Raw genomic sequence first — 24,008 nt, 5'->3', positions numbered from 1 at the left:
GCGGTGGCCGTGTGGTGGGTCAGGTCGTTCGATCGGTGCAGGTTCACGCGCCACGCAGACGTGCGCCCAGGTCGCGCTGCACCGTGTCGAGCGCACACTTGACAGCTTCATCGCTGCGGGCATCCGTGAGTGGCGCCTCGTCGTCCAGCAGCTCCAGGCGGATCGCCAGACTGCGCTCGCCGGGCGCAAAGCCCGCCGCACCCGCCGCCGGGCGGTAGACGTCGAACAGCTTCGCACTGCGCAGCAGACCCCCGGTGGGCGCAGCCAGCAGGCTGGCGATCACCGCGTCGTGGCCCACCGATTCGCCAACGATCAGCGCGATGTCGCGCGTGACCGCCTGCTGGCGCGCCACCGGCTGGTAGGCCGGCACGTCACGCGCCAGCAGCGCCGGCACGTCCAGCTCGAACAGCACCGGCGCACCCTGCCCCGCCGGCAGATCGTAGCCCTGGCGCCAGCGCGGGTGCAGCTCGCCGACGAAGCCGATCGCCACGCCGTCCAGCTCGACGCGGGCACAGCGGCCCGGGTGCATCGCCGGATGTTCGGTGGCGACGAAACGCGCCGTGCGCGGGGCAATCAGCGCCTCGACATCGGCCTTCACGTCGAAGAAATCGACCGCCCGCTCCTTCGTGCCCCACTGCACCGGCTCGGCCGGGCCCCAGGCCAGACCGGCCAGGCGCAGCGGCTGGTCGATGCCGACGACGCTCTGCTCGCTGGTCTGCACCGAGGCATCGCGCTTGAAGACGCGGCCCAGCTCGAACACACGCACCCGCGGCGCGCGGCGCGTCAGGTTGTGGCGCAGCACCTGCACGAGGCTGCCGATCAGGCTGGAGCGCATCACCGACAAGGGGGCGGCGATCGGGTTCAGCAGGCGGATCGGGTTCGGGTTGCCGGCGAGTTCGGTTTCCCAGCGCTCCTCGACGAACGAGAAGTTGATCGTTTCCTGGTAGTCCAGCGCGGCGGCGGCGCGGCGCAGCGCGTAGCTGCCGCGCTGGGCTTCGGGGCGCACGCGGGCCGTCACCGGGGCGACCGGCGCGGTCAGCGGGAGCTGGTCGAAGCCGATGACGCGGATGACTTCCTCGATCAGGTCTTCCTCGATCTCGATGTCGAAGCGCCAGCTCGGCGGCGTCACGGTCAGCACGCCGTCCGCCTCGGTGAACGACAGGCCCAGGCGCGTCAGCACCTCGGCACACTGCGCCTGCGTGACCGGCATGCCGATCACCTTGGCCGCACGCGCCACCCGCAGCGCCACCGGCTTCTTCGCCGGCAGGTTCACGATGGCGTCCGTCACCGGGCCACAGGCGGTGGCCTCGCCGCCGCAGACCTGCTGGATCAGCGCGGTGATGCGCTCGATGCGGTCGACGGTGTGGGCGGGATCGACGCCGCGCTCGTAGCGGTGGCCGGCGTCGGTGCTGAAGTTGTAGCGGCGCGAGCGGCCGGCGACTGCGTGCGGCCACCAGAAGGCGGCTTCGACGTAGACGTTGGTCGTGTCATCGCCCACCGAGGTGGCGTCGCCGCCCATGATGCCGGCGAGCGATTCGACCACCTGGCTGCCGTCCGGGCGGGTGTCGGCGATGACACCGACCTGTGCATCGACCGTGATGGTGTTGCCGTTGAGCAGCTTGAGCGACTCGCCCTGTCCCTCCACGACTCGGCCCCAGCGCACGGTCAGGCCGCCGTGGATCTTGTCGAGGTCGAAGATGTGCGTCGGCTGGCCGGTCTCGAACATGACGTAGTTCGAGATGTCCACCAGTGCGCTGACCGAGCGTTGCCCGCAGCGGGCGAGGCGATCGACCATCCACGCGGGCGTCTTGGCCTTGGTGTCGATGCCACGCACGATGCGGCCGGAGAAACGGCCGCACAGGTCGGGCGCCTCGACGGTCACGGGCAGCGTCTCGTCCAGCGTCGGCACGACCGGCGCGGTCGGCAGCGCCTGCAGCGGCGCGCCGGTCAGCGCGGCCACCTCGCGGGCCACGCCGTAGACGCTCAGCGCGTGGCCGAGGTTGGGCGTGAGCTTGAGCGTGAACAGCGTGTCGTCGAGGTTCAGGAACTGGCGGATGTCCTGGCCGACGGGCGCATCCAGCGGGAGTTCCAGCAGGCCGCCGTGGTCCTCGGACAGCTTCAGCTCCCGCGCCGAGCACAGCATGCCCTGGCTCTCGACGCCGCGCAGCTTGCCCTTGCCGATCTTGAAGGGCTTGCCGTCCTCGCCTGGGGGCAGCTCGGCGCCGACGGTGGCCAGCGGGATCTTGATGCCGGCGCGGGCGTTCGGGGCACCGCAGACGATCTGCAGCGGGCCGTCCTGGCTGTGCGGGCCGGCGTCCACGGTGCAGACGCGCAGGCGGTCGGCGTTCGGGTGCTGCTCGGCGGTGAGGATCTCGGCGACGACGATGCCGCTGAAGGGCGGCGCGACCGGCTGGAGTTCTTCCACTTCCATGCCGGACATGGTGAGCAGGTCGGCGAGCTGTTGCGTGGTCAGGTCAGGGTTGCAGTACGCGCGCAACCACGATTCGGGGAATTGCATCTCAGGTGTCCTGGTTCAGGCTTGGGCGGTGGCGGATCAGCGGAACTGGCCGAGGAAGCGCAGATCGCCCTCGAAGAACAGCCGCAGGTCATTGACGCCGTAGCGCAGCATGGTCAGGCGGTCCGGGCCCATGCCAAACGCGAAGCCGATGTAGCGCTCCGGGTCGAGCCCGTAGTTGCGCACCACGTTCGGATGCACCTGACCCGAGCCGGCCACTTCCAGCCAGCGCCCCTTGAGCGGCCCGGACGAGAAGGCGATGTCCACCTCGGCCGACGGCTCGGTGAACGGGAAGAACGACGGACGGAAGCGCAGTTGCAGGTCGTCCGTCTCGAAGAAGGTGCGGAAGAAGTCGGTGAACACCGCCTTCAAGTCCTTGAACGACACGTTCTCGCCAATCCACAGGCCTTCGCACTGGTGGAACATCGGCGAGTGCGTCGCGTCGCTGTCGACGCGGTAGGTGCGGCCCGGCGCGATGACGCGGATCTCGGGCATCGGGTCTTTCCCGGCGTGGGCGGCGGCGTGCTGGCGGGCATAGCGCACCTGCATCGGCGAGGTGTGCGGGCGCAGGCACAGCGGACGGCCCGCCTCGTCCTGCATGTCGACGTAGAACGTGTCCTGCATCGAGCGCGCCGGGTGGTTTTCCGGGTTGTTCAAGGCGGTGAAGCTGTACCAGTCGGTCTCGATCTCGGGGCCATCGGCCACGTCGAAGCCCATGGAGCCGAAGATCTGCTCGATGCGCTCCAGCGTGCGCGACACCGGGTGCAGGCCCCCGAGGCTGCGGCCACGGCCGGGCAGCGTCACATCCAGCGACTCCGCCTTGAGCTGCGCCTGCAGCTCGGCCTCGGCCAGGGCCTGGCGACGGGCGGTGAGCGCAGCTTCGATGCGCTGCTTGGTCTCGTTGATCGCGGCGCCGCGGGTCTTCTTCTCTTCGGGCGACAGTTTCGCCATGCCCTTGAGCAGCTCGGTCACCTGGCCGGACTTGCCGGTGTAGCGCGCCTTGGCGTCTTCGAGCTGGGCGGGGGTGAGCGCGGCGGCGAAATCCGCCTGCGCGGCCTGCACGAGTGAGTCGAGATCGTTCATCGAAGGACGGAATAGTCAGACAGGACAGACAAGAAAAAAGGCCGAACGCAGTGTCGGCCTTTTTCGTGTGACGCGGGAGCCGGCTTGCACCGACCCGGCGCGTCAGGCTCAAGCGAGCTGGGCCTTCACCTTCTCGACGATGCTGCCGAAGGCGACAGGATCGTGCACGGCGAGATCGGCCAGCACCTTGCGGTCCAGGTCGATCTGGGCCTTCTTCAGGCCGGCCACGAACTTGCTGTAGGTCAGGCCCAGCGCGCGCGAAGCGGCGTTGATACGGGCGATCCACAGGCGGCGGAATTCACGCTTCTTGGCACGGCGGTCACGGTAGGCGTATTGGCCTGCCTTCATCACCGCCTGTTTGGCGATGCGATAGACGTTCTTGCGGCGACCGCGGAAACCCTTGGCAAGGGCGAGGACTTTCTTGTGACGAGCGCGGGCGGTAACACCACGTTTGACGCGAGGCATGTGATGACTCCTTCGTGTTGTGGTGGATTACAGACCGGCGAACGGCAGCATCTGCGCAATGTGACCCATGTTGGTCTCATGCACAGCGGTCGTTCCACGCAGGTGGCGCTTGGTCTTGGTGGACTTCTTGGTCAGGATGTGACGCTTGAAGGCATGACCGCGCTTGACGGTGCCACCGGGACGGACGCGAAAACGCTTCTTCGCGCCACTCTTGGTCTTCATCTTGGGCATGACTGCTCCTTGGGGTTGTTCCTGCGAGGCGGCACGAAACGACTCGTGCTCTTCGGGGCCTGCGGGCACTGAGGGGCGCAGCGACCAAACCGCACCCGCTCAAATTGCTGACGTCTTGCTGCTTACTTCTTGCGCTTGGGCGCCAGCACCATGATCATCTGGCGGCCTTCGAGCTTGGGCATGTGCTCGACCAGCGACACGTCGGTCAGCTCGTCGCGCACACGCTCCAGCAGGCGCATGCCGATGTCTTGGTGCGTGATCTCGCGGCCACGGAAGCGCAGCGTGACCTTGCCCTTGTCGCCGTCTTCCAGGAAGCGGCGCAGGTTGCGCATCTTGATGTTGTAGTCACCTTCATCCGTACCAGGACGGAACTTGACTTCCTTGACATCGATGACGTGCTGCTTGGCCTTGGCCTCGGCCGCGCGCTTCTGTTCCTGGTACTTGAACTTGCCGTAGTCCATCAGGCGGCACACCGGCGGCTGTGCCGTCGGGGAGATTTCCACCAGATCGACATCGCCATCGGCCGCCAGTCGCAAGGCTTCCTGGATGCTGACGATGCCAAGCGGCTCGTTCTCGGGTCCGTTCAGGCGGACCTCCAGGGCAGTGATCTCGCGATTCAGTCGATGCTTGCGTTCGGCGTTCGGCGTACGGCGGTCAAGAAAGGTAGCGATGGTGAGATTCCTTCATGGGCACACGGCCCGACAACCCAAGATTCGCGCCCCGACAAGGGAGAAGACGCCTGACCAGCAACGCTGTCACCCGAGGGCGAGCAGATCTGCGGCGATCTTCTGGGAGAAGGCCTCCAGGGCCATCACCCCGAGGTCCTGATTGCCCCGGGCGCGCACTGCGATGGTTCCAGAGGCCTTTTCCTTGTCACCGACAACGAGCAGGTACGGAACCTTCTGCAAAGAATGCTCGCGGATTTTATACGTGATCTTTTCATTGCGCAAATCCAGTGACACCCTAAGTCCTTGTTTTTGCAGCGCTTTGACGACGTTGCGGGCGTAATCGGCCTGCGCATCGGTGATGTTGAGCACCGAGACCTGCACCGGGGCCAGCCAGGTCGGCAGCGCGCCGGCGTGTTCCTCGATCAGGATGCCGATGAAACGCTCCAGACTGCCCAGGATCGCGCGGTGCAGCATGACCGGATAGTGGCGGTCACCGGACTCGGCCACGTACTCCGCGCCCAGCCGCTCCGGCAGCGAGAAATCGACCTGGATCGTGCCGCACTGCCAGTGGCGTCCCAGCGCATCCTTCAGCGTGTATTCGATCTTCGGGCCGTAGAAGGCACCGTCGCCCGCCGCGATCTCGAACTCGCAGCCCGTGCGCCGCAGGCTGTCGATCAGGGCCGCTTCGGCCTTGTCCCAGAGGTGGTCGGCGCCGATGCGCTTCTCGGGCCGCGTCGCGACCTTGTAGAGGATGTCGGTGAAGCCGAAGTCGGCGTAGACCTTCTGCAGCAGCGCCGTGAAGTCGTCGCACTCGGCCAGGATCTGGTCCTCGGTGCAGAAGACGTGGCCGTCGTCCTGCGTGAAGCCGCGCACGCGCATGATACCGTGCAGGCCGCCGGTCGGCTCATTGCGGTGGCACTGGCCGAACTCGCCGTAGCGCAGCGGCAGGTCACGGTAGCTCTTGATGCCCTGCTTGAAGATCAGGATGTGGCCGGGACAGTTCATCGGCTTGAGCGCGTAGTCGCGCTTCTCCGACTCGGTCACGAACATGTTGTCGCGGTACTTGTCCCAGTGGCCGGTCTTCTCCCACAGGCTGCGGTCGAGGATCTGCGGACCCTTGACTTCCTGGTAGCCGTTGTCGCGGTAGACCTGGCGCATGTACTGCTCGACCTGCTGCCACACCGTCCAGCCCTTGGGGTGCCAGAAGACCGTGCCGGGCGAGTGCTCGTCGAGGTGGAACAGGTCCAGCTCGCGGCCGAGGCGGCGGTGGTCGCGCTTCTCGGCCTCTTCGAGGCGCGTCAGGTACTTCTGCAGGTCGTCCTTGGTCGCCCAGGCCGTGCCGTAGATGCGCTGCAGCATCTCGTTGCGGTGGTCGCCGCGCCAGTAGGCGCCGGCCACCTTCATCAGCTTGAAGAACTTCAGCTTGCCCGTGCTCGGCACGTGCGGGCCGCGGCACAGGTCGGTGAAGGCGCCTTCGGCGTACAGCGACACGTCCTGGTCGGCCGGGATGCTCTCGATGATCTCGGCCTTGTAGTGCTCGCCGATCGACTTGAAGTAGGCCACCGCCTCGTCACGCGCCAGCACGCTGCGCACCACCGGCTCGTCCTTGGCCGCCAGCTCGCCCATCTTCTTCTCGATGGCGACGAGATCCTCAGGCGTGAAGGGCCGCTTGTACGAGAAGTCGTAATAGAAGCCGTTCTCGATCACGGGGCCGATGGTGACCTGCGCCTCGGGGAACAGCGACTTGACGGCATAGGCCAGCAGGTGGGCGGTCGAGTGGCGGATGACCTCCAGACCGGCCTCGTCCTTGGCCGTGAGGATGGCCAGCGATGCGTCGGCATCGATGCGGTGGCTGGTGTCGACCACGCGGGCGGCGTCGCCCGTGCCGATGCGGCCGGCGAGCGCCGCCTTGGCCAGACCGGCACCAATGGAGGCGGCCACCTCGGCCACCGTGACCGGACCGGGGAACTCACGGCGCGAGCCGTCGGGAAGCTGGATCGAAATCATCGCGGGAAACCTCGAAAAAGAAAAAGCGCGGGGACGCCGCGCTTTCCTGGAGGGACTCGGTGGAAGAGCCGCGGCTGGCCTGTCAGACCTCGGTGGTCAGGGAGGTGGTAGTTCGCGGTGTCATAACCAAAGTGCCTTTCCCGGTCTTGTGCAATCAATCGATGGGGTGCGCAGTTTAACTGATCGGCCTGTCCGCGGCCTGCCCGCTTCGCCTGAAAAAAATGCCCCGGAGTTCGCACCTCGGGGCATCTGAAGCATGAAACAGAACTCAACTCGGAACTCCGTGACCGGAGCGGGCCGGGCTCACGCCCCCGGCCCCCGGCGATTCCGCTCGACAGTTCAGTGGAACTGCTCTTCTTCGGTCGAGCCGGTCAGCGCCTTGACCGAGGACGAGCCGCCCTGGATCACGGTGGTGACGTCGTCGAAGTAGCCGGCGCCGACTTCCTGCTGGTGCGACACGAAGGTGTAGCCTTGTTCGCGGGCCTGGAACTCGGGCTCCTGCACCATGTTGACGTAGTGCTTCATGCCTTCGCCCTGGGCGTAGGCGTGGGCGAACTGGAACGTGTTGTACCAGTTGATGTGGATACCGGCCAGCGTGATGAACTGGTACTTGTAGCCCAGCGCGCTCAGCTCTTCCTGGAACGCAGCGATCTGGCTGTCGTTCAGGTTCTTGCGCCAGTTGAACGACGGCGAGCAGTTGTACGACAGCAGCTTGCCCGGGCAGGCGCCGTGCACGGCTTGCGCGAATTCACGGGCGAAGCCGATGTCCGGCACGCCGGTCTCGCACCACACCAGGTCGGCGTAGGGGGCGTAGGCGATGCCGCGGCTGATGGCCTGCTCCAGACCGTTCTTGACGCGGTAGAAGCCTTCCTGCGTGCGCTCGCCGGTGACGAACGGCTGGTCGTTGGCATCGCAGTCGCTGGTCAGCAGGTTGGCGGCTTCCGCATCGGTGCGGGCCAGCACGATCGTCGGCACGCCCATCACGTCAGCGGCGAAACGCGCGGCGATCAGCTTCTCGACGGCTTCGCGGGTCGGGACCAGCACCTTGCCACCCATGTGGCCGCACTTCTTGACCGCGGCGAGCTGGTCTTCGAAGTGGACGCCAGCGGCGCCCGAAGCGATCATGTTCTTCATCAGTTCGAAGGCGTTCAGCACGCCGCCGAAACCGGCTTCCGCGTCCGCGACGATCGGCAGGAAGTAGTCGACGAAGCCTTCGTCACCGGGGTTGATGCCACGGCCCCACTGGATCTCGTCGGCGCGCTTGAACGTGTTGTTGATGCGGCGGACCATCGTCGGCACCGAGTCGTAGGCGTACAGCGACTGGTCCGGGTACATCGTTTCCGACGTATTGCCGTCAGCAGCCACCTGCCAGCCCGACAGGTACACGGCTTCTAGGCCAGCCTTGGCTTGCTGCATGGCCTGACCGGCGGTGATCGCGCCGAAGGCGTTGACGTAGCCCTTCTTGGCGCCGCCGTTGACCTTGTCCCACAGCTTTTCGGCGCCGTTCTTGGCCAGCGTGTACTCGGGCTGCATGGAGCCGCGCAGACGCACGACATCAGCGGCGCTGTAGCCGCGCTTCACCAGCTTCCAGCGGGGATTCTCGGCCCAGTCTTTTTCGAGGGCGGCGATCTGTTGTTCACGGGTCAGGTTCGTCATGAAGCGCTCCGGTCTGTGGTGATTGAAGGGGGTTCAACGGGGTCGTTGGATGGCTCCAGCTTAGTCGGACTCGGTGAAAACGAGAAGACTTATGTCTTATATAAGACATAACTTTGTTCTCAATAAAATCAATGACTTACACCGACTATCCCATGATGTGGAATTTTCTTTCTCACGATGGAAAATTTTGATGCGACGCAACACGTATAATTTCCGCATCATGAAATCAGATTCAGGGTCATGAAACCACCGGTCCGCCCACACGCAGGCCGGTGCGGCACACTGGCGGCATGACCGATTTCGCCTTCCTCAGCTCGAACAACTTCCTCAAGGTGCCGATGGGCGCACACCCCACGCACGCACGTCCCTACGGCTTGGCCGGCATCGCCTGGGACGGCTGCGTCACCAACCGCCCCGGCGCCCGCATGGCCCCGCGCGCCATCCGCGAGGCCAGCCACATGCTGTGCGACGGCACACATCCGCTGTTCGATGTGTCACCGGCCGACCTGCTGTGCGACCTGGGCGACCTGGCGCTGCCGAACACCAGCCTGGAGCGCATGCGCGCGGCGATGGCACCGCAGGTGGCCGCCCTGCTCGCGCAGCAGCGGCACATGGTCTGGCTCGGCGGGGACCACTCGATCACGCTGGCGCTGCTGCGCGCTTACCGGCAGCACGTCGGGCAGCCGCTGGGCGTGCTGCATTTCGATGCGCACTGCGACACCTGGGAAGACCACTTCGGCGAGCCGAGCGGGCATGGCACCTGGGTGTATGAGGCGATCCAGGAAGGGCTGGTGCTGCCGCAGGCCTTCGCGCAGATCGGCATCCGCAGCGCCGGGCTACGCGAAGCGCGCGAGTACGTGCGCGACCAGGGCGGGCTGATCTGGACCGCCCGCGACCTGCGCGGGCTGGAAAGCCAGGCGCAGCTCGACACGGTGATCCAGACACTGCGCCAGCGCTGGGCATCCTGCGGCCACCCGCCGCTCTACCTGAGCTTCGACATCGATGCGCTCGACCCGGCCTTCGCCCCCGGCACCGGCACGCCCGAGCCCGGCGGCCTGACGACCAACCAGGCGCTGACGCTGATCGAGGAGCTGGCGGGCGAGCGCTGGGTCGGGATGGACTGCGTCGAGGTGGCGCCGCCCTACGACCACGCCGAGCTGTCGAGCAACGCCGCGGCCACGCTGGTATGGACCTACCTGTGCGGACAGGTGGCGCAGCGCACCGGAATGGCGCCTCGGCACGCACCAGAAATGTGACTTTTCGCAGGTTTTGGCCTCGTTTGACGCGGCGCAAACAGTGGTGCTGCGGCGCATCAAGAATGGCCTGTCGCGCCCACTGCGGGCGCTCACCACAGGAGTTCGCCATGACCGTGTCCACCGTCGAAGTCAGTGCCGTCGCCGTCCCGCCCAGCCTGCTGTCCCCGCAAGCGCCACAGCCGCAGGACTTCGAGGCGCTCGACAGCTGCCACCGCGAGGTGATGGTCACCCTGAACCGGCTGGTCCAGCTGATCGACCACCTGGCCGCGCAGGGCCCGGACGCCACCGCGCAGGGCATGGCCAGCGAGATCGTCTCCTTCTTCAACCAGACCGCCCGCGCGCACCACGCCGATGAAGAGCGGCTGATCTTTCCCGACCTGCTGCGCAGCGACGACACCGTGCTGGTGCAACACGTCCAGCGCCTGCAGCAGGACCACGGCTGGCTGGAAGAGGACTGGCTCACGCTCGCGCCGCCGCTGGACGCGGTGGCGCAGGGCTACAGCTGGTACGACCTCGACATGCTGCGCCAGGCCACGGCAGTGTTCACCGAGCTGTACATGGACCACATCGACCTCGAAGAGTCGCTGATCTACCCGGAAGCCAAGCGCCTCATGCGCCAGCGCCCGGGGGCTGGCAGCGGCCGCGCACGCGCCGCCGCCCGGCACTGATCCGGCGCCCCGCGTCACGTCCGGGGCGGACCCGGCGGTGTGCAGCTGCGACACTGCGGGCCGGCATTCCCTTTCGGCCGTCGCCACCGGCCACCCGGACATCGCGCTCATGCTGCAGCACTGGATCTTGCTCATCGCCGCGGCCTTCGCCGCCGGCACCCTCAATGCCATCGCGGGCGGCGGCAGCTTCCTGACCTTCCCCGCGCTGGTCTTCACCGGCCTGCCGCCGATCGTCGCGAACGCGACCAGCGCGGTGGCGGTGAGCCCGGGCTACCTGGGCAGCGCGCTGGGGTTCCGGGCCGAGCTGTCCGCGCTGCCCCGGGAGCGGCTGGTGCGCGAAGGCCTGCTCTGTGCAGTGGGCGGCGTGGGCGGTGCGCTGCTGCTGCTGGTGACGCCGGCCAAGGTGTTCTCGGCGGTGGTGCCATGGCTGCTGCTGTTCGCCACGGTCCTGTTCGCGCTCGGGCCACGGCTGCTGGCAGCGCGCCAGCGGCGCGGGGCGGGCGAGTTCCATCCGCTGGCGCAGTCGCTCGGGCTGCTGGCGGTGGCGGTCTACGGCGGGTATTTCAACGGCGGACTCGGCATCCTGCTGATGGCGCTCTACACGCTGACGGGTGAATCCCGGGTGCACACCGCCAACGCGCTGAAGAACCTCAACTCGCTGGTGCTGTCGCTGCTGTCGGTGGCGGCCTTTGCCTGGGCGGGTGCCATCGCCTGGCCGCAGGCGCTGGTGATGATGGTCGCGGCCACGCTGGGCGGATTCGCCGGGGCGCGGCTGGCGCGCCGCCTGCCGGCCGCCGGCGTGCGGGCGGTGGTGGTGGTCACCGGGGTGGTGATGGCGGCGGCGTTTTTCGCCCGGGGCTGACCGCATCGGGTGCCATCGGCGCCCCGGACGCTCCGGCTGCCGCCGGCAGGAAGGCCGGATCGGTCAGCGTCTTCAGGAAGGCCACCAGCGCCGCCTTGTCCTCCCGCGACAGCTGCAGGCCCTGCGGCGGGTGCTTGGCCAGGTTGGGGTCCAGGTTGGGGTGGCGCTCGACACCGCGGTCGTAGTGCTCGACGACCTCCTCCAGCGTCCGGAAGCGACCGTCGTGCATGTAGGGGGCCGTGACCGCGACGTTGCGCAGGCTGGGGGTTCGGAACTTGAAGCGGTCCGCCGACTCCCCGGTCACCTGACCCCGTCCGGTGTCGGGCTGGGTCAGGCGCTGACGCAGGCCGTTGTGCATGAACTGCTGGTTCGTGAACAGTGCGCCGCCGTGGCAATGGAAACAGTCCGCGCCACGCAGGCCGAGCCGGGGGTCATGCTCGGTGAGGAACAGCTCGAAGCCGCGTTTTTCCAACGGCGTCAGCGGCTCGCCGCCCTGCATCGCACGGTCGAACGTCGAGTCCTGCGACACCAGCGTCAGCAGGTACTGCTCCAGCGCTAGCCCGATGCGCGCCGCCGTGACCGGACCGCCCAGCGCGCGCCTGAAGTGCGCGCGCAGGTCGGCGTCCGCGTTGAGCCTGGCGACGACACGCGGCAGGGTTTCCGCCATCTCGTGCGGGTGCTCGATCGGCCCGACCGCCTGCTGGCGCAGTGTCGGTGCGCGCCCGTCCCAGAGCAGCGATGGCGCCCACGCCAGGTTGAACAGCGGCATGGCGTTGCGCGTGCCCTGGCGCCCGCCGACGCCCGTGCTCACCGCCTTGCCCGGGTCGGCAAAGGCACGCGCCGGGTCATGGCAGGACGCGCAGCTCACGGAGCCATCGCGTGACAGCCGCTTGTCGTGGAACAGCCGCTGGCCGAGCGCCACACCGTCCACCGTCGGCAGGTTGTCGGCCGGCAGTGCCACCGAGGGCATGTGCGCCCCGACGGACCAGGCGTAGGGCGCCGGACCTGCGCCGGAGCGCCCGCGCGGTGCGCTGCCGGTGACGGACTGGCCGGGCGTGGCGGAGTGCGTCCGGAGCGTGAACGCCCGCCGCAGCGCCGCCTTGATCGAGCGCACCGCCGGATCCTGCTGGCGCGAGTGTGTCGAGTCGCCATCACGGGCGATGTCCACCCCGGCGAGCAGCCGGGTAGCGTCGAACTGCAGGGCCAGCACCGTATCCGGCAGCACGCGCAGCTTGCCCGGCAAGGTGACGGTGACCAGGTTCTCGTCGCCGGCCAGGTGGTACGAGTAGCCGCCGGTGCGCCCTGCTGCGGCGTGGTCATAGGGCCAGTGGCCTTCGAGCGCCAGGAAGATGTAGCCGCCGGTCCAGCCCCAGTGCAGGCCGTTGACGACTGGGTGCAGCGGGTCGTGCGGCCCCAGCCGGTTCGGGTCGGCGTGGTTGGCCTGGGGCTGCACGCCCACGGCGAAACGCGCGGCGATGTACGTCCCGGGCGCGATGCCGGACGCTGGCTCGCGCCGCAGCGGCTGCTCGGCGCGGAAGAAACCGTGCCAGCCGGCCGGGTCGGTCCAGGTGCCATCCGGTCGCTGCAGGCTCAGGCCCGACAGCAACAGGTCCAGCCGCGTCACCGTCAGTGCGCGGCCGCGCCGGTCGGCAAGCTGGCCCGGACGGTTCATCGCGAGCGGCTGACCGGACGCCGTGACCCGCAACTCGACCGCAGGCGCCGCCCACGCCACGGCAGACAACCCCGGCAATACCCACGACACCAGGGCCACCAGCCGCGCAATCCCCCAGCAAGTCCGCCTGAAACGGCCAAATCGATCAAAAACGCATAACTGATCTGCGGCGAATTTACTCATTTGATTACGTTATTAACAACAGGTAACATTTGAAGGTCAACTATAAATTGGTGAGGCTTCATGAATTTCCCGACCTCCGCATGGGCCACCCGGCTGCTGCAGATCAGCATCACCGCCCTGGCCATCGGCACCCTGTCGCCTGTCCCCGTTGCCGCCCAGACCGCTGCAGCTCCCCAGGTCCTGGGCAACGGCACCAGCGTCGGTCCCATCACCGACGCCCACCAGAGCCAGCGCTACTATTCCTTCACCCTGCCCGCCGGGGTCACCGCAGCAAGCTTCGCGATCACCGGCACTTCGGGCGATTGCGACCTGTACGTCAAGCAAGGCGCGCTGCCCACCACGACCGCCTGGGACTACCGGCCCTACCTGTCCAGCTCGAACGAGACGGTGTCGGTGACCAACCCCGCCGCGGGCACCTGGTACGTGATGCTGCGGGGCTACCGGGCCTACAGCGGCGTGACGCTCAAGGCGACGTACACCGGTGGCGCTGGCAGCGTGACCACCGTGGCGGCGAAGCCGGTGTTCAGCCCGGTTCCGGGCAGCTATTCGGGCCAGACCAGCGTGAGCCTGTCGTCGCCGACACCGGACGCCGTGATCCGCTACACCCTCAACGGCACCCCCCCCACCACCGGCTCCGAGGTCTACACCGCCCCGATCCTGGTGACCGCCACCACGCAGATCAACGCCGCCGCCTTCGCCACGGGCCTCACCACCAGTCCCGTGGCCGCTGGCGCCTACACGATCAACAACCCGCTGCAGCCGCTGACCAACAACACGCCGGTCAGCAACCTGGCCGGCGCCGCGGGCAGCACGTCCAACTTCAAGTTCGCCGTCCCCAGCGGGGTCAGCAGCGTCACCATCGCCCTGTCCGGCGGCACGGGGGATGCCGACCTTTACGTGAAATACGGCCAGCTCGCCACCACCAGCGTCTACGACCAGCGCCCCTACCTGGGCGGCAATGCCGAAACGGTCACGGTCAACACTCCCCGGGCCGGCGACTACTTCGTGATGCTGCACGGCTACCGGGCGTACACGGGCGCGACGCTCAAGGCCAGCCACGTCGGCACGGTCACGGCCGGCAAGCCGGACATCGTGGTCTCGATGGCCTCGGCCAATCCGCGCATCACCACGGAAACCTTCGCGGCGAATGCCTGCGAGATCGAGGAAGGCACCATCACCGCCGGCACCCACAAGCTGCTGCGCTTCAACACCCAGACCCGCAACATCGGCACGGCCGACCTGCTGCTGGGCAATCCCGCCAACAGCAGCATGTTCGAGTGGGGCGCCTGCCACGGCCACTACCACTTCCGCAGCTTCGCCCAGTACCGGCTGCTCGACAGCACGGGCGCCGTGGTGCGCAACGGCAAGAAGGTGGGCTTCTGCCTGATGGACATCACCCGCATCGACACCGGAGCCAATCCCTCGGCCCGCTACACCTGCAGCCACCAGGGCATCCAGGCTGGCTGGGCGGACGTGTACAGCTCCAACCTCTCGGGCCAGTGGATCGACATCACGGGGGTGCCGTCAGGCGCCTACGTGCTGGAGATCACCATGGACCCGATGAACGTGATCGACGAAGTCGACGAAACCAACAACATCGGACGCCTGAATGTCAACATCCCGTGAACCCCGCGGCGCGCCACTGCTGGCGGTCGGCATTGCCCTCGGCCTGGCGATGGCCCTGGCCGGCAGCATCTGGTTCCTGCAGGCACCCGACGCCGCCCTTCCCCGGGGCTCCGAGCAGATGCCGCTCGGCCAGCTCGCCAGCCCGGCCGCCGGTCCGGGCACCGGCAGTCTCGGCGCCACGCAGGATGTCGGCAGCACCAACGCCAACGCCAGCGGCACGGGCCATCGGCTCGGCACCACGCCGCGTGCGCCACTGTCCGCCGCCGCGCGGGAAATGGCCCACGAACTCGACCGGCTGACGGCGCTGCCCCCAGGGGACGGCGCCATCGCCGTGGGCCAGCACCTCGCCGCGACCGCCACGCCCGCCCAGGCCCCCGCCTTCCTGGACGCTCTGCTGCGGACCACGGACCCGGCGGTCGAGCGGGTGGCCATCGCCGCACTGGTCCGCACCGCCGACAGCGCCGTGGTGCAAGACCTGGCCCGCGCATATGGCAGCCTCCCCCCCGAACAGCGCGGCCGGGTGCTGCAGGTGCTCGAAGGGGTGTCGCATCCCGCGGCGCTCGACGGGCTGACCCGCGTCATCGCGACCGACACGGGCGAGCGGCGGTCACCGGTCACCATGTCCGCGCTCTACGGCCTCGCCAGCGTCGGCACGATGGACAGCGTCGACCACCTGTTGCAGCAGACCCGCACCGACAACCTCGACCTGGCGCTGATGGCGATGGAGCGCGTGCGCACCCGACAGGGCGTGGAGCTGATCCGCGCAGCGGCCGCTGGCAGCAAGGGCCACGAGCAGATCGACCCCAGCGTGCGTCCGCACCTGGGCCGGATCGCCAGCCTCGCCGAGGCGCAGCTTCGGCCCTGAGCCTGGGACTAGAATTTTCGGGATGAACTTCTCCGAAACGCTCAAGACCCTGCCCGGCATCCAGCACCTGGCCGGCCTGCAACTGCTCGACTCGGCCGGTGTCGTCGTCGCCACGCTCGACAACCGGCCGGGCCAGGCCGGCTCGGTCGCCGTCTACCACGCCCTCGCAGCCCGACACGGCATGGTCGACGCGGCGGCGGCGCAGGACGGGCTGGCCCTCTACGCCGAACACACCGCCGACGCCCGCGCCTTCCCCGGCAAGCACCCGAACATCGACCGGCTGCTGGCCATCGCCGCAGGCACGCTCGGGCCACTGCAGGTCCGCCCCCTCCCGCAGGAAAGCCCCCACCCGTGAAGAAACTCCTCCTCGTCCTGATCGGTGTCGTGGTGGCGGTGCTGACCGGCGCCCGCCTCGGCCTGCTGAACGGCCAGCGCCCAGGTGACCTGGGCGTCACGAACGGTCGGCTCAAACCCCCGTCACTGACCCGCAACAGCGTGAGCAGCCAGGCCCGGCTGTACCCCGACCATCCGCAGCGCGCCTATGCCGCAGTCGAGCCGCTGCCCTTGCACGACCGGAATGCCGAGGCCGCCCTCCAGACACTGGCGGCCGTACTGCGGGACATGCCCGGCGTCACCCTCGTCGAGCAGCGCCCGGACTACCTGTACGCCCAGGCACAGACCCGCTGGCTGCGCTTCGTGGACGATGTGGAGTTCTGGGTCGATCCGGCCGCGGGGGTGGTGGAGGTGCGCAGCGCCAGCCGCCTCGGGCGTGAAGACTTCGGCGTGAACCGGGCGCGCATCGAGGCCGTGCGCGCCGCCTACCTGGCCGCGCCCAGCCGGTTGCCGCGCTGAGGCTCAGATCACGAACGGGTTCGGGGCCGTCTCGCCGACACGGCCATGGGCACTGCCTGCCGTGCGCTGGCTGACGAAGGAGACGAAGGTATCGAAGGGCAGCGGTCGGCCATAGCCGAAGCCCTGCACCATGTCGCAGTGCATGCGGCGCAGCAGGGTCATCTCGGCCTCGGTCTCGGCCCCCTCGGCCACCACGTCCATCGACAGCGCGTGTGCCAGCCCCACCAGGCTGCGCACGATGGTCTTGCTGGCCACCTGGGTGCACATGTCGCGCACGAAGGAACGGTCGATCTTCAATGTGCTGACCGGAAACCGCGCCAGATAGGCGAACGACGAGTAGCCGGTGCCGAAGTCGTCGATGCTGATGCGCACGCCCAGCGCCGACAGCTCCGCCAGCACCCGCCCGCTGACCACCACATCGCGCATCAGCGCCCCTTCCGGGATCTCGATCTCCAGCAGCGTCGCCGGCACACCCCAGCGCAGCAGCGCCGCCGAGACGTTGCCGGCCAGCTGCACATCGGCCAGTCCCTCCACCGACAGGTTGATGCTCACCGGCAGCTGGTGGCCCAGGTTCATCAGGTTGCGCTGCAGCCGCAGGGCCTCGTCCAGCACCCAGCGGTCCAGCTCGACCATCAGGCCGCATTCCTGCGCCATGGGAAGAAAGTCGGCGGGCGACAGCGGCCCGCGTTCGGCGTGGCGCCAGCGGATCAGGGCCTCGGCGCCGACCACATGGCCGTCCTTCAGGCGGCCCTTGGGCTGCAGCGCGAGGGACAGGCCATCGCTGTCGCCGTGGCGCTGCAGGGCGGAGCGGAAATCGCCCTCCAGCGCCGCCCGCAGGCGACCCGCCAACTCCAGCCGGTCATCGAAGAGCACGACCGGCTCGGCCGAGGCCCGCTTGGCCGAGCGCAAGGCCAGTGCCGCGCGCCGCAGCAAACCCTCCGGCGCATCGCCGTGGTCGGGCGAGCTGACCACGCCGAACGCAGCGCCCAGTCGAAAGTGCTGGCCCCGCATGGACACGGTCTCGCCCAGGCGCGCAGCCAGCACGGCGATCCGCTCGTGCAGCACCGCACCGACCGCCGGCGTGAGCAGCACGAACTCGACCCCGTTGAGGCGGTAGAGGTGCTCCTGGTCGCGTGTCACGGACTGCAGGCGCGAGGCGATTTCCATCAGCGCCAGGTCACCCTGCGAATGGCCAAGCGAGTCGTTGATCGTGTTGAAGCGCCGCAGGCCGAACAGCACCAGCGAGAAGGCTGCGCTGCGCTCGGTCAGGGCACCGATGTCCTGCTCCATCGCGCGCTGGTTGCCGACGCGGGTCAGCGGATCGCGCAGGGCCTCCTGGGCGAGCTGGAACTGGCGCACCACCGACTCGGTCGCGTCATTGGCCAGCGACATCATCCCGCCCTCGTGCGGGTAGACACGCACCATCAGCCAGCGCTGCACCGCGGTGGAATAGCCGATGGCCATGCGCGGCTGGCCGTCACGGCGGCAGGCCTCGATGGTCTCGAAGAAGATCGAGCGGCGGAAGCCCGGGTGGTAGTCGAAGGGCGTCTTGCCGATCACCTGCTCGGCGCGCAGCCCCATGCCGCGCAGGTAGACGTCGTTGGCGTACTGCACCACCCACTGCGCATCGACATGGACGATCGACTCGCCCACACCCTCCAGAAGTTGGGTCAGCCGGCACCCCGTAGATACAAAATCACACAAATGCCGATTCGATTTCATCAATTGCAGCTCCTGCACAAGTCCGGCACATCCCACGCGGCGCCCCCCGGCGCCCCCTGGTGTAGAACCCGGGCGTGTTCTCAACCTGCCGAGTTGTTCACCCCATGCCGACCGATTTCCATGACCTGACCGCACGCCTGACCTCGGTCTACAGCAGGCGTCTGGCACTGCGCCCGGTGTGCCTGTCCGACACCTGGCCGTTGTTCGACGCCACCCGGCACCCGGCCTTCAACGAGCACCTGCTCTGGGACCAGCCGGGCAGTGAATGGGAGGTATATCGACGGGTGGAAGCGGTCGTTGAAGCGACCCGTACCGGCAAGATGGCCTCGGTTTCAGCCGTACTGAAGGAGACCGGCGCCTGGGTTTCCCTGTTCCGCTTCCAGCCGGCGGGTGCCGGTGAAGCGCAGGACACGCTGGAGATGGGCCTGTGGACCCACGCCCGCTACTGGCACGGGCGCATCAGCCTGGAACTGGGCCGGATGTGCGTGGACGCCGCCTTCCAGCAGCCAGGAGTGGAGCGGCTGATCGGCATCAGCTCGACCGACAACCGCGCCTCGCAGCAGCTTATGGAGCAGGTCGGCCTGCACCTGCGCGGCGAGGCCTTGCGCGACAGCGAGTCGGGTGCGGCGCGTCCGTCAATGGTGTTCGAGGTGGACCGCGCGACCTGGATGCACCAGCGGCGCGGCCAGGCCTTCGTCGCCTATGAGGACGCCGAGCCCTCGCCGGGCAGGTCGACCAGTGTCGCCAGCGGCACACCGTCCAGCGCCGCATGGTGGGCGACGATGACCACCCGGTCGCCCGCCTCGGCACAGTCGTCCAGCCTGTCGAGCACATAGTCCGCCGAGCGCAGGTCCAGCGCCGCCAGCGGATCGTCGAACAGCGTCAGCGGTGCCCCGCTGGCCAGCCCGGCCGCCAGCCGCAGCTTGCGCCGCGTGCCGGTGGACAGCGCGTAGAGCGGCTTGTCCAGGTGCGGCACAAGACCCAGCCCCTCCAGATCCTCGGCCAGCACCGCAGCATCCCAGCCCGGATGCTGCGACTGGCGCAGCGCCAGATAGTCCCGCGCCCCCAACCCGTCCAGCGCCTCGTCCGCAGGATCGCACCAGAAGACCTGCGCCCGGTAGGCCAGCGGGTGCCGCGCCAGATCGGCGCCATTCAGCACCAGCCGCCCCGCCTGTGGCGCCAGCGCCCCGGCCAGCAGCCGCAGCAGCGTCGACTTGCCGCTGCCATCGCCACCACGCACCAGGCCCAGGCCGGGGCCGAACTGCGCCGACCAGTCGGTGAACAGCGCGTGGTGCGGGAAATGGAAGCGCAGGCATTCGACCTGCAGTCCTGCATCGAGCATGGTCTTGGCCATCGTCATACCTCCAGCGCGGTGGTCTTCTTGACCGTGCGCAGCACCAGCATCGAGTTCGACCGCAGCACCCCCGGCAGCCGCGTCAGCACCTCGGCGTGGAAACGCTCCAGGTCGTCGGCGTCGTGGTAGGTGAAGCGGATCAGGTAGTCGCTGCTGCCGGCCACATAGGCGCAGTCGAGGATCGCCGGCTCCTGCCGCACGGCGTCCTCGAAGCGGCGCAGCGCTTCAGGGGTCGTGCGCTCGACGTTGACGATCGTGTACGAGGTGCCGGCCTGCCCGACCGCGCGCGGGTCGAGCAGCGCGACATAACGGGCGATGACGCCACTCTCCTCCAGCCGCCGCACCCGACGCAGGCAGGCCGACGGCGACAGATGCACCTGCTGCGCCAGCTCGATGTTCGACAGCCGGGCATCGGCCTGCAACTGGCGCAACAAGGCGCGGTCGGTGGTGTCGAGTTGCACCACAGCGGAAGAAGCAGACATGGGGTTGTCCTGAAGTCTCGATACACGCAATTCTAGAGCGCCTCCAGGCACCAAACGCCCGCAAATGGCAACCCTGTTGCGTGGCGCCCTGCCTAGACTGGAGGCCTCCCGCCACCGCCTCTTCATCCGGTTCACACCATGTCCACACCCGACCACGACCCCCGCCTCGACGCCTACTGGATGCCCTTCACGGCCAACCGCCAGTTCAAGCAGGCGCCGCGCCTGCTGATCCGCGCCGAGGGCATGCATTACTGGACCGACGACGGCCGCCAGATCCTCGACGGCGTGGCCGGACTCTGGTGCGTCAACGCGGGGCACGCGCGCCCGAAGATCGTGCAGGCCATCCAGCAGCAGGCGGCTGAGATGGACTACGCGCCGCCCTTCCAGATGGGCCACCCGAAGGCGTTCGAACTCGCCGACGAACTGGCCAGGCTCACTCCGGCCGGGCTGAACCGCGTGTTCTTCACCAACTCCGGCTCGGAGTCGGTCGAGACGGCGCTGAAGATGGCGCTGGCCTACCACCGCGCCCGCGGCGAGGGCAGCCGCACCCGGCTGATCGGCCGTGAACGCGGCTACCACGGCGTCAACTTCGGCGGCATCTCGGTCGGCGGCATCGTCACCAACCGCAAGATGTTCGGCACGCTGCTGTCCGGCGTGGACCACCTGCGCCACACCCACGACCCCGCCCGCAACGCCTTCAGCGTCGGTCAGCCGGAACACGGCGCCGACCTCGCCGACGACCTCGAACGCCTGGTCGCGCTGCACGACGCCTCGACCATCGCCGCCGTCATCGTCGAGCCGATCGCGGGCTCGACCGGCGTGCTCATCCCGCCGCAGGGCTACCTGCAGCGCCTGCGCCAGATCTGCGACCAGCACGGCATCCTGCTGATCTTCGACGAGGTCATCACCGGCTTCGGCCGCACCGGCCAGCCGTTTGCCTCGCAGACCTTCGGCGTCGTGCCGGACATGATCACCGCCGCCAAGGGCATCACCAACGGCGCCGTGCCGATGGGCGCGGTGTTCGTGCAGCAGGCGATCCACGACACCTTCATGCACGGCCCGGCGCACCTGATCGAGTTCTTCCACGGCTACACCTACTCGGCGCACCCGCTGGCCTGCGCCGCCGGGCTGGGCACGCTGGCGACCTATGCCGACGAGGGCCTGCTGACCCGTGCGGCGACGATGGCCGACACCTTCGCCGCGGCGCTGCACGGCCTGCGTGGGCTGCCGCACGTCGTCGACATCCGCAACTTCGGACTGGTCGGCGGCATCGAACTCGCGCCGCGTCCGGGCGAGCCGGGCAAGCGGGCCTTCGACGTCTTCCTCGACTGCTTCGCGCACGGCGTGATGATCCGCACCACCGGCGACACCATCGCGCTGTCGCCGCCGCTCATCATCTCGGCCGAGCAGATCGGGCAGATCGCCGAGACCGTGGCGGCGGCGATCCGGCGCGTGGCGTGAGCGGCGGCGGCGAGGGTCTGCGGTGAGGGCCGTGTGACATTCCTGGCAAGCTCGTCCACAATGGACTGACACCACTTCCTGCGGAGGCCCGCCTGAACCGCTCGCTGTTGCAGACCGATCTGGCCCTGTCCCGGCAGTCCTGGTACGCCGAAGGCGTGACACGCCCCCCGGTGCATCCGCCGCTGCAGGGCGAGGTGCGGGCCGAGGTGGCCGTGGTGGGCGGCGGGCTGGCGGGATTGTCGGCGGCGCTGGAGCTGGCGCAGCGGGGGCGCTCGGTGGTGGTGCTGGAGGGCCATCAGCTGGGCTGGGCGGCATCCGGTCGCAATGGCGGACAGGCGCTGCCCGGTCTGGCCTGCGACATGGCCGAGATCGAAGCGCAGCTGGGCCTGGGGGACGCGCGCCGTGTCTGGGCCATGACCGTCGAGGCGCTGACTCTCATCCATGCCCGCCGCGACCGGCACCGCATCGCCTGCGACTGGCAATCCGGCGCTTTGACCGTGGCCGTCAATGCCCGGAAAACCCGCGCACTGCGGGCCTGGGTCGACCGCATGGCCGAGGTCTACGACTACCGCCAGCAGTGGCTGGACAAGGCCGCGCTGCCGCTGCACATCCGCAGCCCCCGCTTCGACAGTGGCGTCTACGACCGCCGCAGCGGCCACCTGCATCCGCTGAAATACACGCTCGGGCTGGCCAACGCGGTCTGGCAGAACGGCGTGCGGATGCACGAATCCAGCCGGGTCACCGCACTGGAGCGCCACCGCAGCGTCACGCTGCTGCGCACGGCACAGGGCCAGGTGATGGCCGACCAGGTACTGCTCGCGGGCAATGTGCACCTGCCCGGCATCGCCGGACTGCCCGCGTCACCCGGTGCCCGCATCATGCCCGTGGGCACCTACGTTGCCGTGACCGAGCCGCTGCAGCCCGAGAGGATGGACGCGCTGCTGCCGACCCGGGCCGCCGTGTGCGACAACAACTTCTCGCTCGACTACTTCCGCCCCACCGCCGACCAGCGCCTCCTCTACGGCGGCAAGGTCAGCTACAGCACCGTGACGCCCCCCAACCTCGCCGCCCGGATGCGCAGCCATGTCGCGCGCACCTTCCCGAGCCTGGCGCACACCCCGATCACCCATGCCTGGGGCGGCTTCGTCGACATCACGATGAACCGGGCTCCCGAATTTTTGCGCCTGCCCGCCGACGGGGCGGCCAGCGCGCCGATCTACCTGCTGCAGGGCTTCTCCGGCCACGGGCTGGCACTGACCGGGCTGGCCGGCAAGCTCGTCGCGGAGGCGATCTGCGGTGATGCCGGACGCTTCGATGTCTTCAGCCGCTTGCGCCATCGCCCCTTCCCGGGCGGCGAGCGGCTGCGCACGCCGTCGCTGGTGCTGGGGATGCTCTGGTACCGGCTGAGAGACCTGCTGTGAGTGCACGATGAGCCGCCTCCCTCTGCGCCCCGGCCTCAGGGGGAACCCGCTGGCCAGCACCAAAGTGGTGCTGGCACACTGCATGCAATGGTTTCATTTCCAATGACCCAAGCGCTCACTCCCCTGCCGAGGCCCCCGGTGGTGCTCGTCCCGGCCTGCAACCGGATGCTCGGACAGCATCCCTTCCACATCGCCGGCAAGAAATACCTCGACGCCGTGCGGCTGGCCGGCGCCCTGCCGCTGGTCGTGCCGTCGGCCACCCCCGACGAACTCGACACGCTGCTGGACCTGGCCGATGGGGTGCTGCTGACCGGCTCGCCGTCCAACGTCCACCCGAGCCACTTCGGCGAAACCGTCCACGACACCACGCTGCCGCTCGACCCGGTGCGCGATGCGTGGACGCTGCCGCTGATCCCGAAGGTGATCGCCCGCGGCATGCCGCTGCTGGCGATCTGCCGCGGCTTCCAGGAAACCAATGTCGCACTCGGCGGCACGCTGCACCAGGCCGTGCAGGAAGTCCCCGGGCTGCACGACCACCGCGCCCGCGGCGACGACCCGGTCGAAGTGCAGTACGGGCTCGCGCACCCGGTCCATGTCCAGCCCGGCGGCGTGCTCGCCCGGGTGCTGGGCGCCGCCGACGTGCGGGTCAACAGTGTCCACGGCCAGGGCGTCCACCGCCTGGCCGACGGGCTGCGTGTCGAGGCGCTGGCGCCCGACGGTCTGGTCGAGGCGTTTTCCACAGCGGACGGCCGTGGTTTCGTGCTCGGCGTCCAATGGCATCCGGAGTGGCAGGCGGCTGACAACCCGGTCTCCATGGCGATGCTGCGCGCCTTTGGCGCAGCGTGCCAGGACTACCGCGACCTGCACCGCCCACCGAGCCCCTGAGCCGTCCCTCCCCCGGGCGCATCTGCTGACACGACGCCCGGCAACGATGACGGGCGTTGCGCTTGGCGCCGCCC

Annotated in this window: 21 protein-coding genes and 1 pseudogene; 11 read left to right on the top strand and 11 right to left on the bottom strand. The window is 68.6% G+C overall.

Annotated features, from left to right (window positions below):
• Positions 1–43: 43 nt before the first annotated feature.
• From pheT to aceA, 7 genes are all read right to left on the bottom strand, one after another.
• The gene (gene pheT, locus U5O44_RS20940) at positions 44–2,518 is read right to left on the bottom strand and encodes a phenylalanine--tRNA ligase subunit beta (RefSeq protein WP_322590313.1); all 2,475 of its coding nucleotides are present in this window, start codon (positions 2,516–2,518) and stop codon (positions 44–46) included.
• A gap of 36 nt (positions 2,519–2,554) precedes the next feature.
• Positions 2,555–3,598, bottom strand: coding sequence for a phenylalanine--tRNA ligase subunit alpha (pheS, locus tag U5O44_RS20935; RefSeq protein ID WP_322590312.1), 1,044 nt, complete (start codon positions 3,596–3,598; stop codon positions 2,555–2,557).
• Positions 3,599–3,706: 108 nt separating this feature from the next.
• Positions 3,707–4,063: a 50S ribosomal protein L20 gene (gene rplT, locus U5O44_RS20930; protein WP_322590311.1), complete on the bottom strand. Its 357-nt coding sequence runs from the start codon at positions 4,061–4,063 to the stop codon at positions 3,707–3,709.
• A 27-nt stretch (positions 4,064–4,090) separates the two neighbouring features.
• Positions 4,091–4,294 (bottom strand): 50S ribosomal protein L35, encoded by a 204-nt coding sequence (gene rpmI / locus U5O44_RS20925; protein WP_179635165.1) that lies wholly within the window; start codon positions 4,292–4,294, stop codon positions 4,091–4,093.
• A gap of 122 nt (positions 4,295–4,416) precedes the next feature.
• Positions 4,417–4,965 (bottom strand): translation initiation factor IF-3, encoded by a 549-nt coding sequence (gene infC, locus U5O44_RS20920; RefSeq protein WP_322590549.1) that lies wholly within the window; start codon positions 4,963–4,965, stop codon positions 4,417–4,419.
• 84 nt (positions 4,966–5,049) lie between these two features.
• A complete protein-coding gene (gene thrS / locus U5O44_RS20915) occupies positions 5,050–6,969 on the bottom strand; it encodes a threonine--tRNA ligase (protein WP_322590310.1) in 1,920 nt (639 codons plus the stop codon).
• Between the two features lie 339 nt (positions 6,970–7,308).
• Complete coding sequence (gene aceA, locus U5O44_RS20910; protein ID WP_322590309.1) at positions 7,309–8,625, bottom strand: isocitrate lyase; 1,317 nt, start codon at positions 8,623–8,625, stop codon at positions 7,309–7,311.
• A gap of 290 nt (positions 8,626–8,915) precedes the next feature.
• Between aceA and speB the strand changes: the two genes are divergently transcribed.
• The 3 genes from speB (at position 8,916) to U5O44_RS20895 (ending at position 11,411) form a co-directional block, all read left to right on the top strand.
• Positions 8,916–9,881: an agmatinase gene (gene speB / locus U5O44_RS20905; RefSeq protein WP_322590308.1), complete on the top strand. Its 966-nt coding sequence runs from the start codon at positions 8,916–8,918 to the stop codon at positions 9,879–9,881.
• Positions 9,882–9,988: 107 nt separating this feature from the next.
• Complete coding sequence (locus tag U5O44_RS20900) at positions 9,989–10,549, top strand: hemerythrin domain-containing protein (protein ID WP_322590307.1); 561 nt, start codon at positions 9,989–9,991, stop codon at positions 10,547–10,549.
• Between the two features lie 109 nt (positions 10,550–10,658).
• Positions 10,659–11,411: a sulfite exporter TauE/SafE family protein gene (locus U5O44_RS20895; RefSeq protein ID WP_322590306.1), complete on the top strand. Its 753-nt coding sequence runs from the start codon at positions 10,659–10,661 to the stop codon at positions 11,409–11,411.
• On the opposite strand, the gene U5O44_RS20890 is transcribed toward U5O44_RS20895, so the two are convergent.
• Positions 11,368–13,173: an MbnP family protein gene (locus U5O44_RS20890; protein ID WP_322590305.1), complete on the bottom strand. Its 1,806-nt coding sequence runs from the start codon at positions 13,171–13,173 to the stop codon at positions 11,368–11,370. The two genes, U5O44_RS20895 and U5O44_RS20890, sit on opposite strands and share 44 nt — an antisense overlap.
• Before the next feature lie 153 nt (positions 13,174–13,326).
• On the opposite strand from U5O44_RS20890, the gene U5O44_RS20885 reads away from it, so the two are divergent.
• From U5O44_RS20885 to U5O44_RS20870, 4 genes are read left to right on the top strand one after another with little or no spacing between them, the layout of a single operon-like run.
• The gene (locus tag U5O44_RS20885) at positions 13,327–14,892 is read left to right on the top strand and encodes a lysyl oxidase family protein (protein ID WP_322590304.1); all 1,566 of its coding nucleotides are present in this window, start codon (positions 13,327–13,329) and stop codon (positions 14,890–14,892) included.
• Positions 14,876–15,757: a HEAT repeat domain-containing protein gene (locus U5O44_RS20880; RefSeq protein ID WP_322590303.1), complete on the top strand. Its 882-nt coding sequence runs from the start codon at positions 14,876–14,878 to the stop codon at positions 15,755–15,757. The genes U5O44_RS20885 and U5O44_RS20880 overlap by 17 nt, the downstream gene beginning before the upstream one ends.
• A gap of 22 nt (positions 15,758–15,779) precedes the next feature.
• Complete coding sequence (locus U5O44_RS20875) at positions 15,780–16,112, top strand: DUF2322 family protein (protein ID WP_322590302.1); 333 nt, start codon at positions 15,780–15,782, stop codon at positions 16,110–16,112.
• Positions 16,109–16,609 carry a DUF1499 domain-containing protein gene (locus U5O44_RS20870; RefSeq protein WP_322590301.1) on the top strand — a complete coding sequence of 167 codons (501 nt, stop codon included), beginning with the start codon at positions 16,109–16,111 and terminating at the stop codon, positions 16,607–16,609. Before U5O44_RS20875 ends, U5O44_RS20870 begins: the two co-directional genes overlap by 4 nt.
• 3 nt (positions 16,610–16,612) lie before the next feature.
• Here U5O44_RS20870 and U5O44_RS20865 read toward each other — a convergent pair whose 3' ends face one another.
• Positions 16,613–18,331, bottom strand: a complete 1,719-nt coding sequence (locus U5O44_RS20865; RefSeq protein WP_322590300.1) for a putative bifunctional diguanylate cyclase/phosphodiesterase — start codon at positions 18,329–18,331, stop codon at positions 16,613–16,615.
• A gap of 104 nt (positions 18,332–18,435) precedes the next feature.
• Between U5O44_RS20865 and U5O44_RS20860 the strand changes: the two are divergent.
• A pseudogene (locus tag U5O44_RS20860) lies at positions 18,436–18,903 on the top strand (GNAT family N-acetyltransferase); the annotation flags it as partial.
• Positions 18,904–19,031: 128 nt separating this feature from the next.
• On the opposite strand, the gene U5O44_RS20855 reads toward U5O44_RS20860, so the two are convergent.
• Both U5O44_RS20855 and U5O44_RS20850 read right to left on the bottom strand, forming a co-directional pair.
• Positions 19,032–19,685: an ABC transporter ATP-binding protein gene (locus tag U5O44_RS20855; protein WP_322590299.1), complete on the bottom strand. Its 654-nt coding sequence runs from the start codon at positions 19,683–19,685 to the stop codon at positions 19,032–19,034.
• Positions 19,686–19,687: 2 nt separating this feature from the next.
• Positions 19,688–20,167: an Lrp/AsnC family transcriptional regulator gene (locus tag U5O44_RS20850; protein WP_322590298.1), complete on the bottom strand. Its 480-nt coding sequence runs from the start codon at positions 20,165–20,167 to the stop codon at positions 19,688–19,690.
• Between the two features lie 138 nt (positions 20,168–20,305).
• On the opposite strand from U5O44_RS20850, the gene aptA reads away from it, so the two are divergent.
• The 3 genes from aptA (at position 20,306) to U5O44_RS20835 (ending at position 23,934) form a co-directional block, all read left to right on the top strand.
• A complete protein-coding gene (gene aptA, locus U5O44_RS20845) occupies positions 20,306–21,628 on the top strand; it encodes an omega-aminotransferase AptA (RefSeq protein ID WP_322590297.1) in 1,323 nt (440 codons plus the stop codon).
• Positions 21,629–21,732: 104 nt separating this feature from the next.
• A complete protein-coding gene (locus U5O44_RS20840; RefSeq protein WP_322590548.1) occupies positions 21,733–23,049 on the top strand; it encodes an NAD(P)/FAD-dependent oxidoreductase in 1,317 nt (438 codons plus the stop codon).
• A gap of 102 nt (positions 23,050–23,151) precedes the next feature.
• On the top strand, positions 23,152–23,934 hold the full coding sequence (locus U5O44_RS20835) for a gamma-glutamyl-gamma-aminobutyrate hydrolase family protein (protein WP_322590296.1): 783 nt from the start codon (positions 23,152–23,154) through the stop codon (positions 23,932–23,934).
• Positions 23,935–24,008: the final 74 nt, after the last annotated feature.

The organism is Sphaerotilus sp. (genome assembly GCF_034519685.1).
Lineage (GTDB): Bacteria > Pseudomonadota > Gammaproteobacteria > Burkholderiales > Burkholderiaceae_C > Sphaerotilus.
The sequence above is the reverse complement of the archived record's forward strand: the minus strand, read 5'-3'. Positions and strand labels throughout refer to the sequence as shown.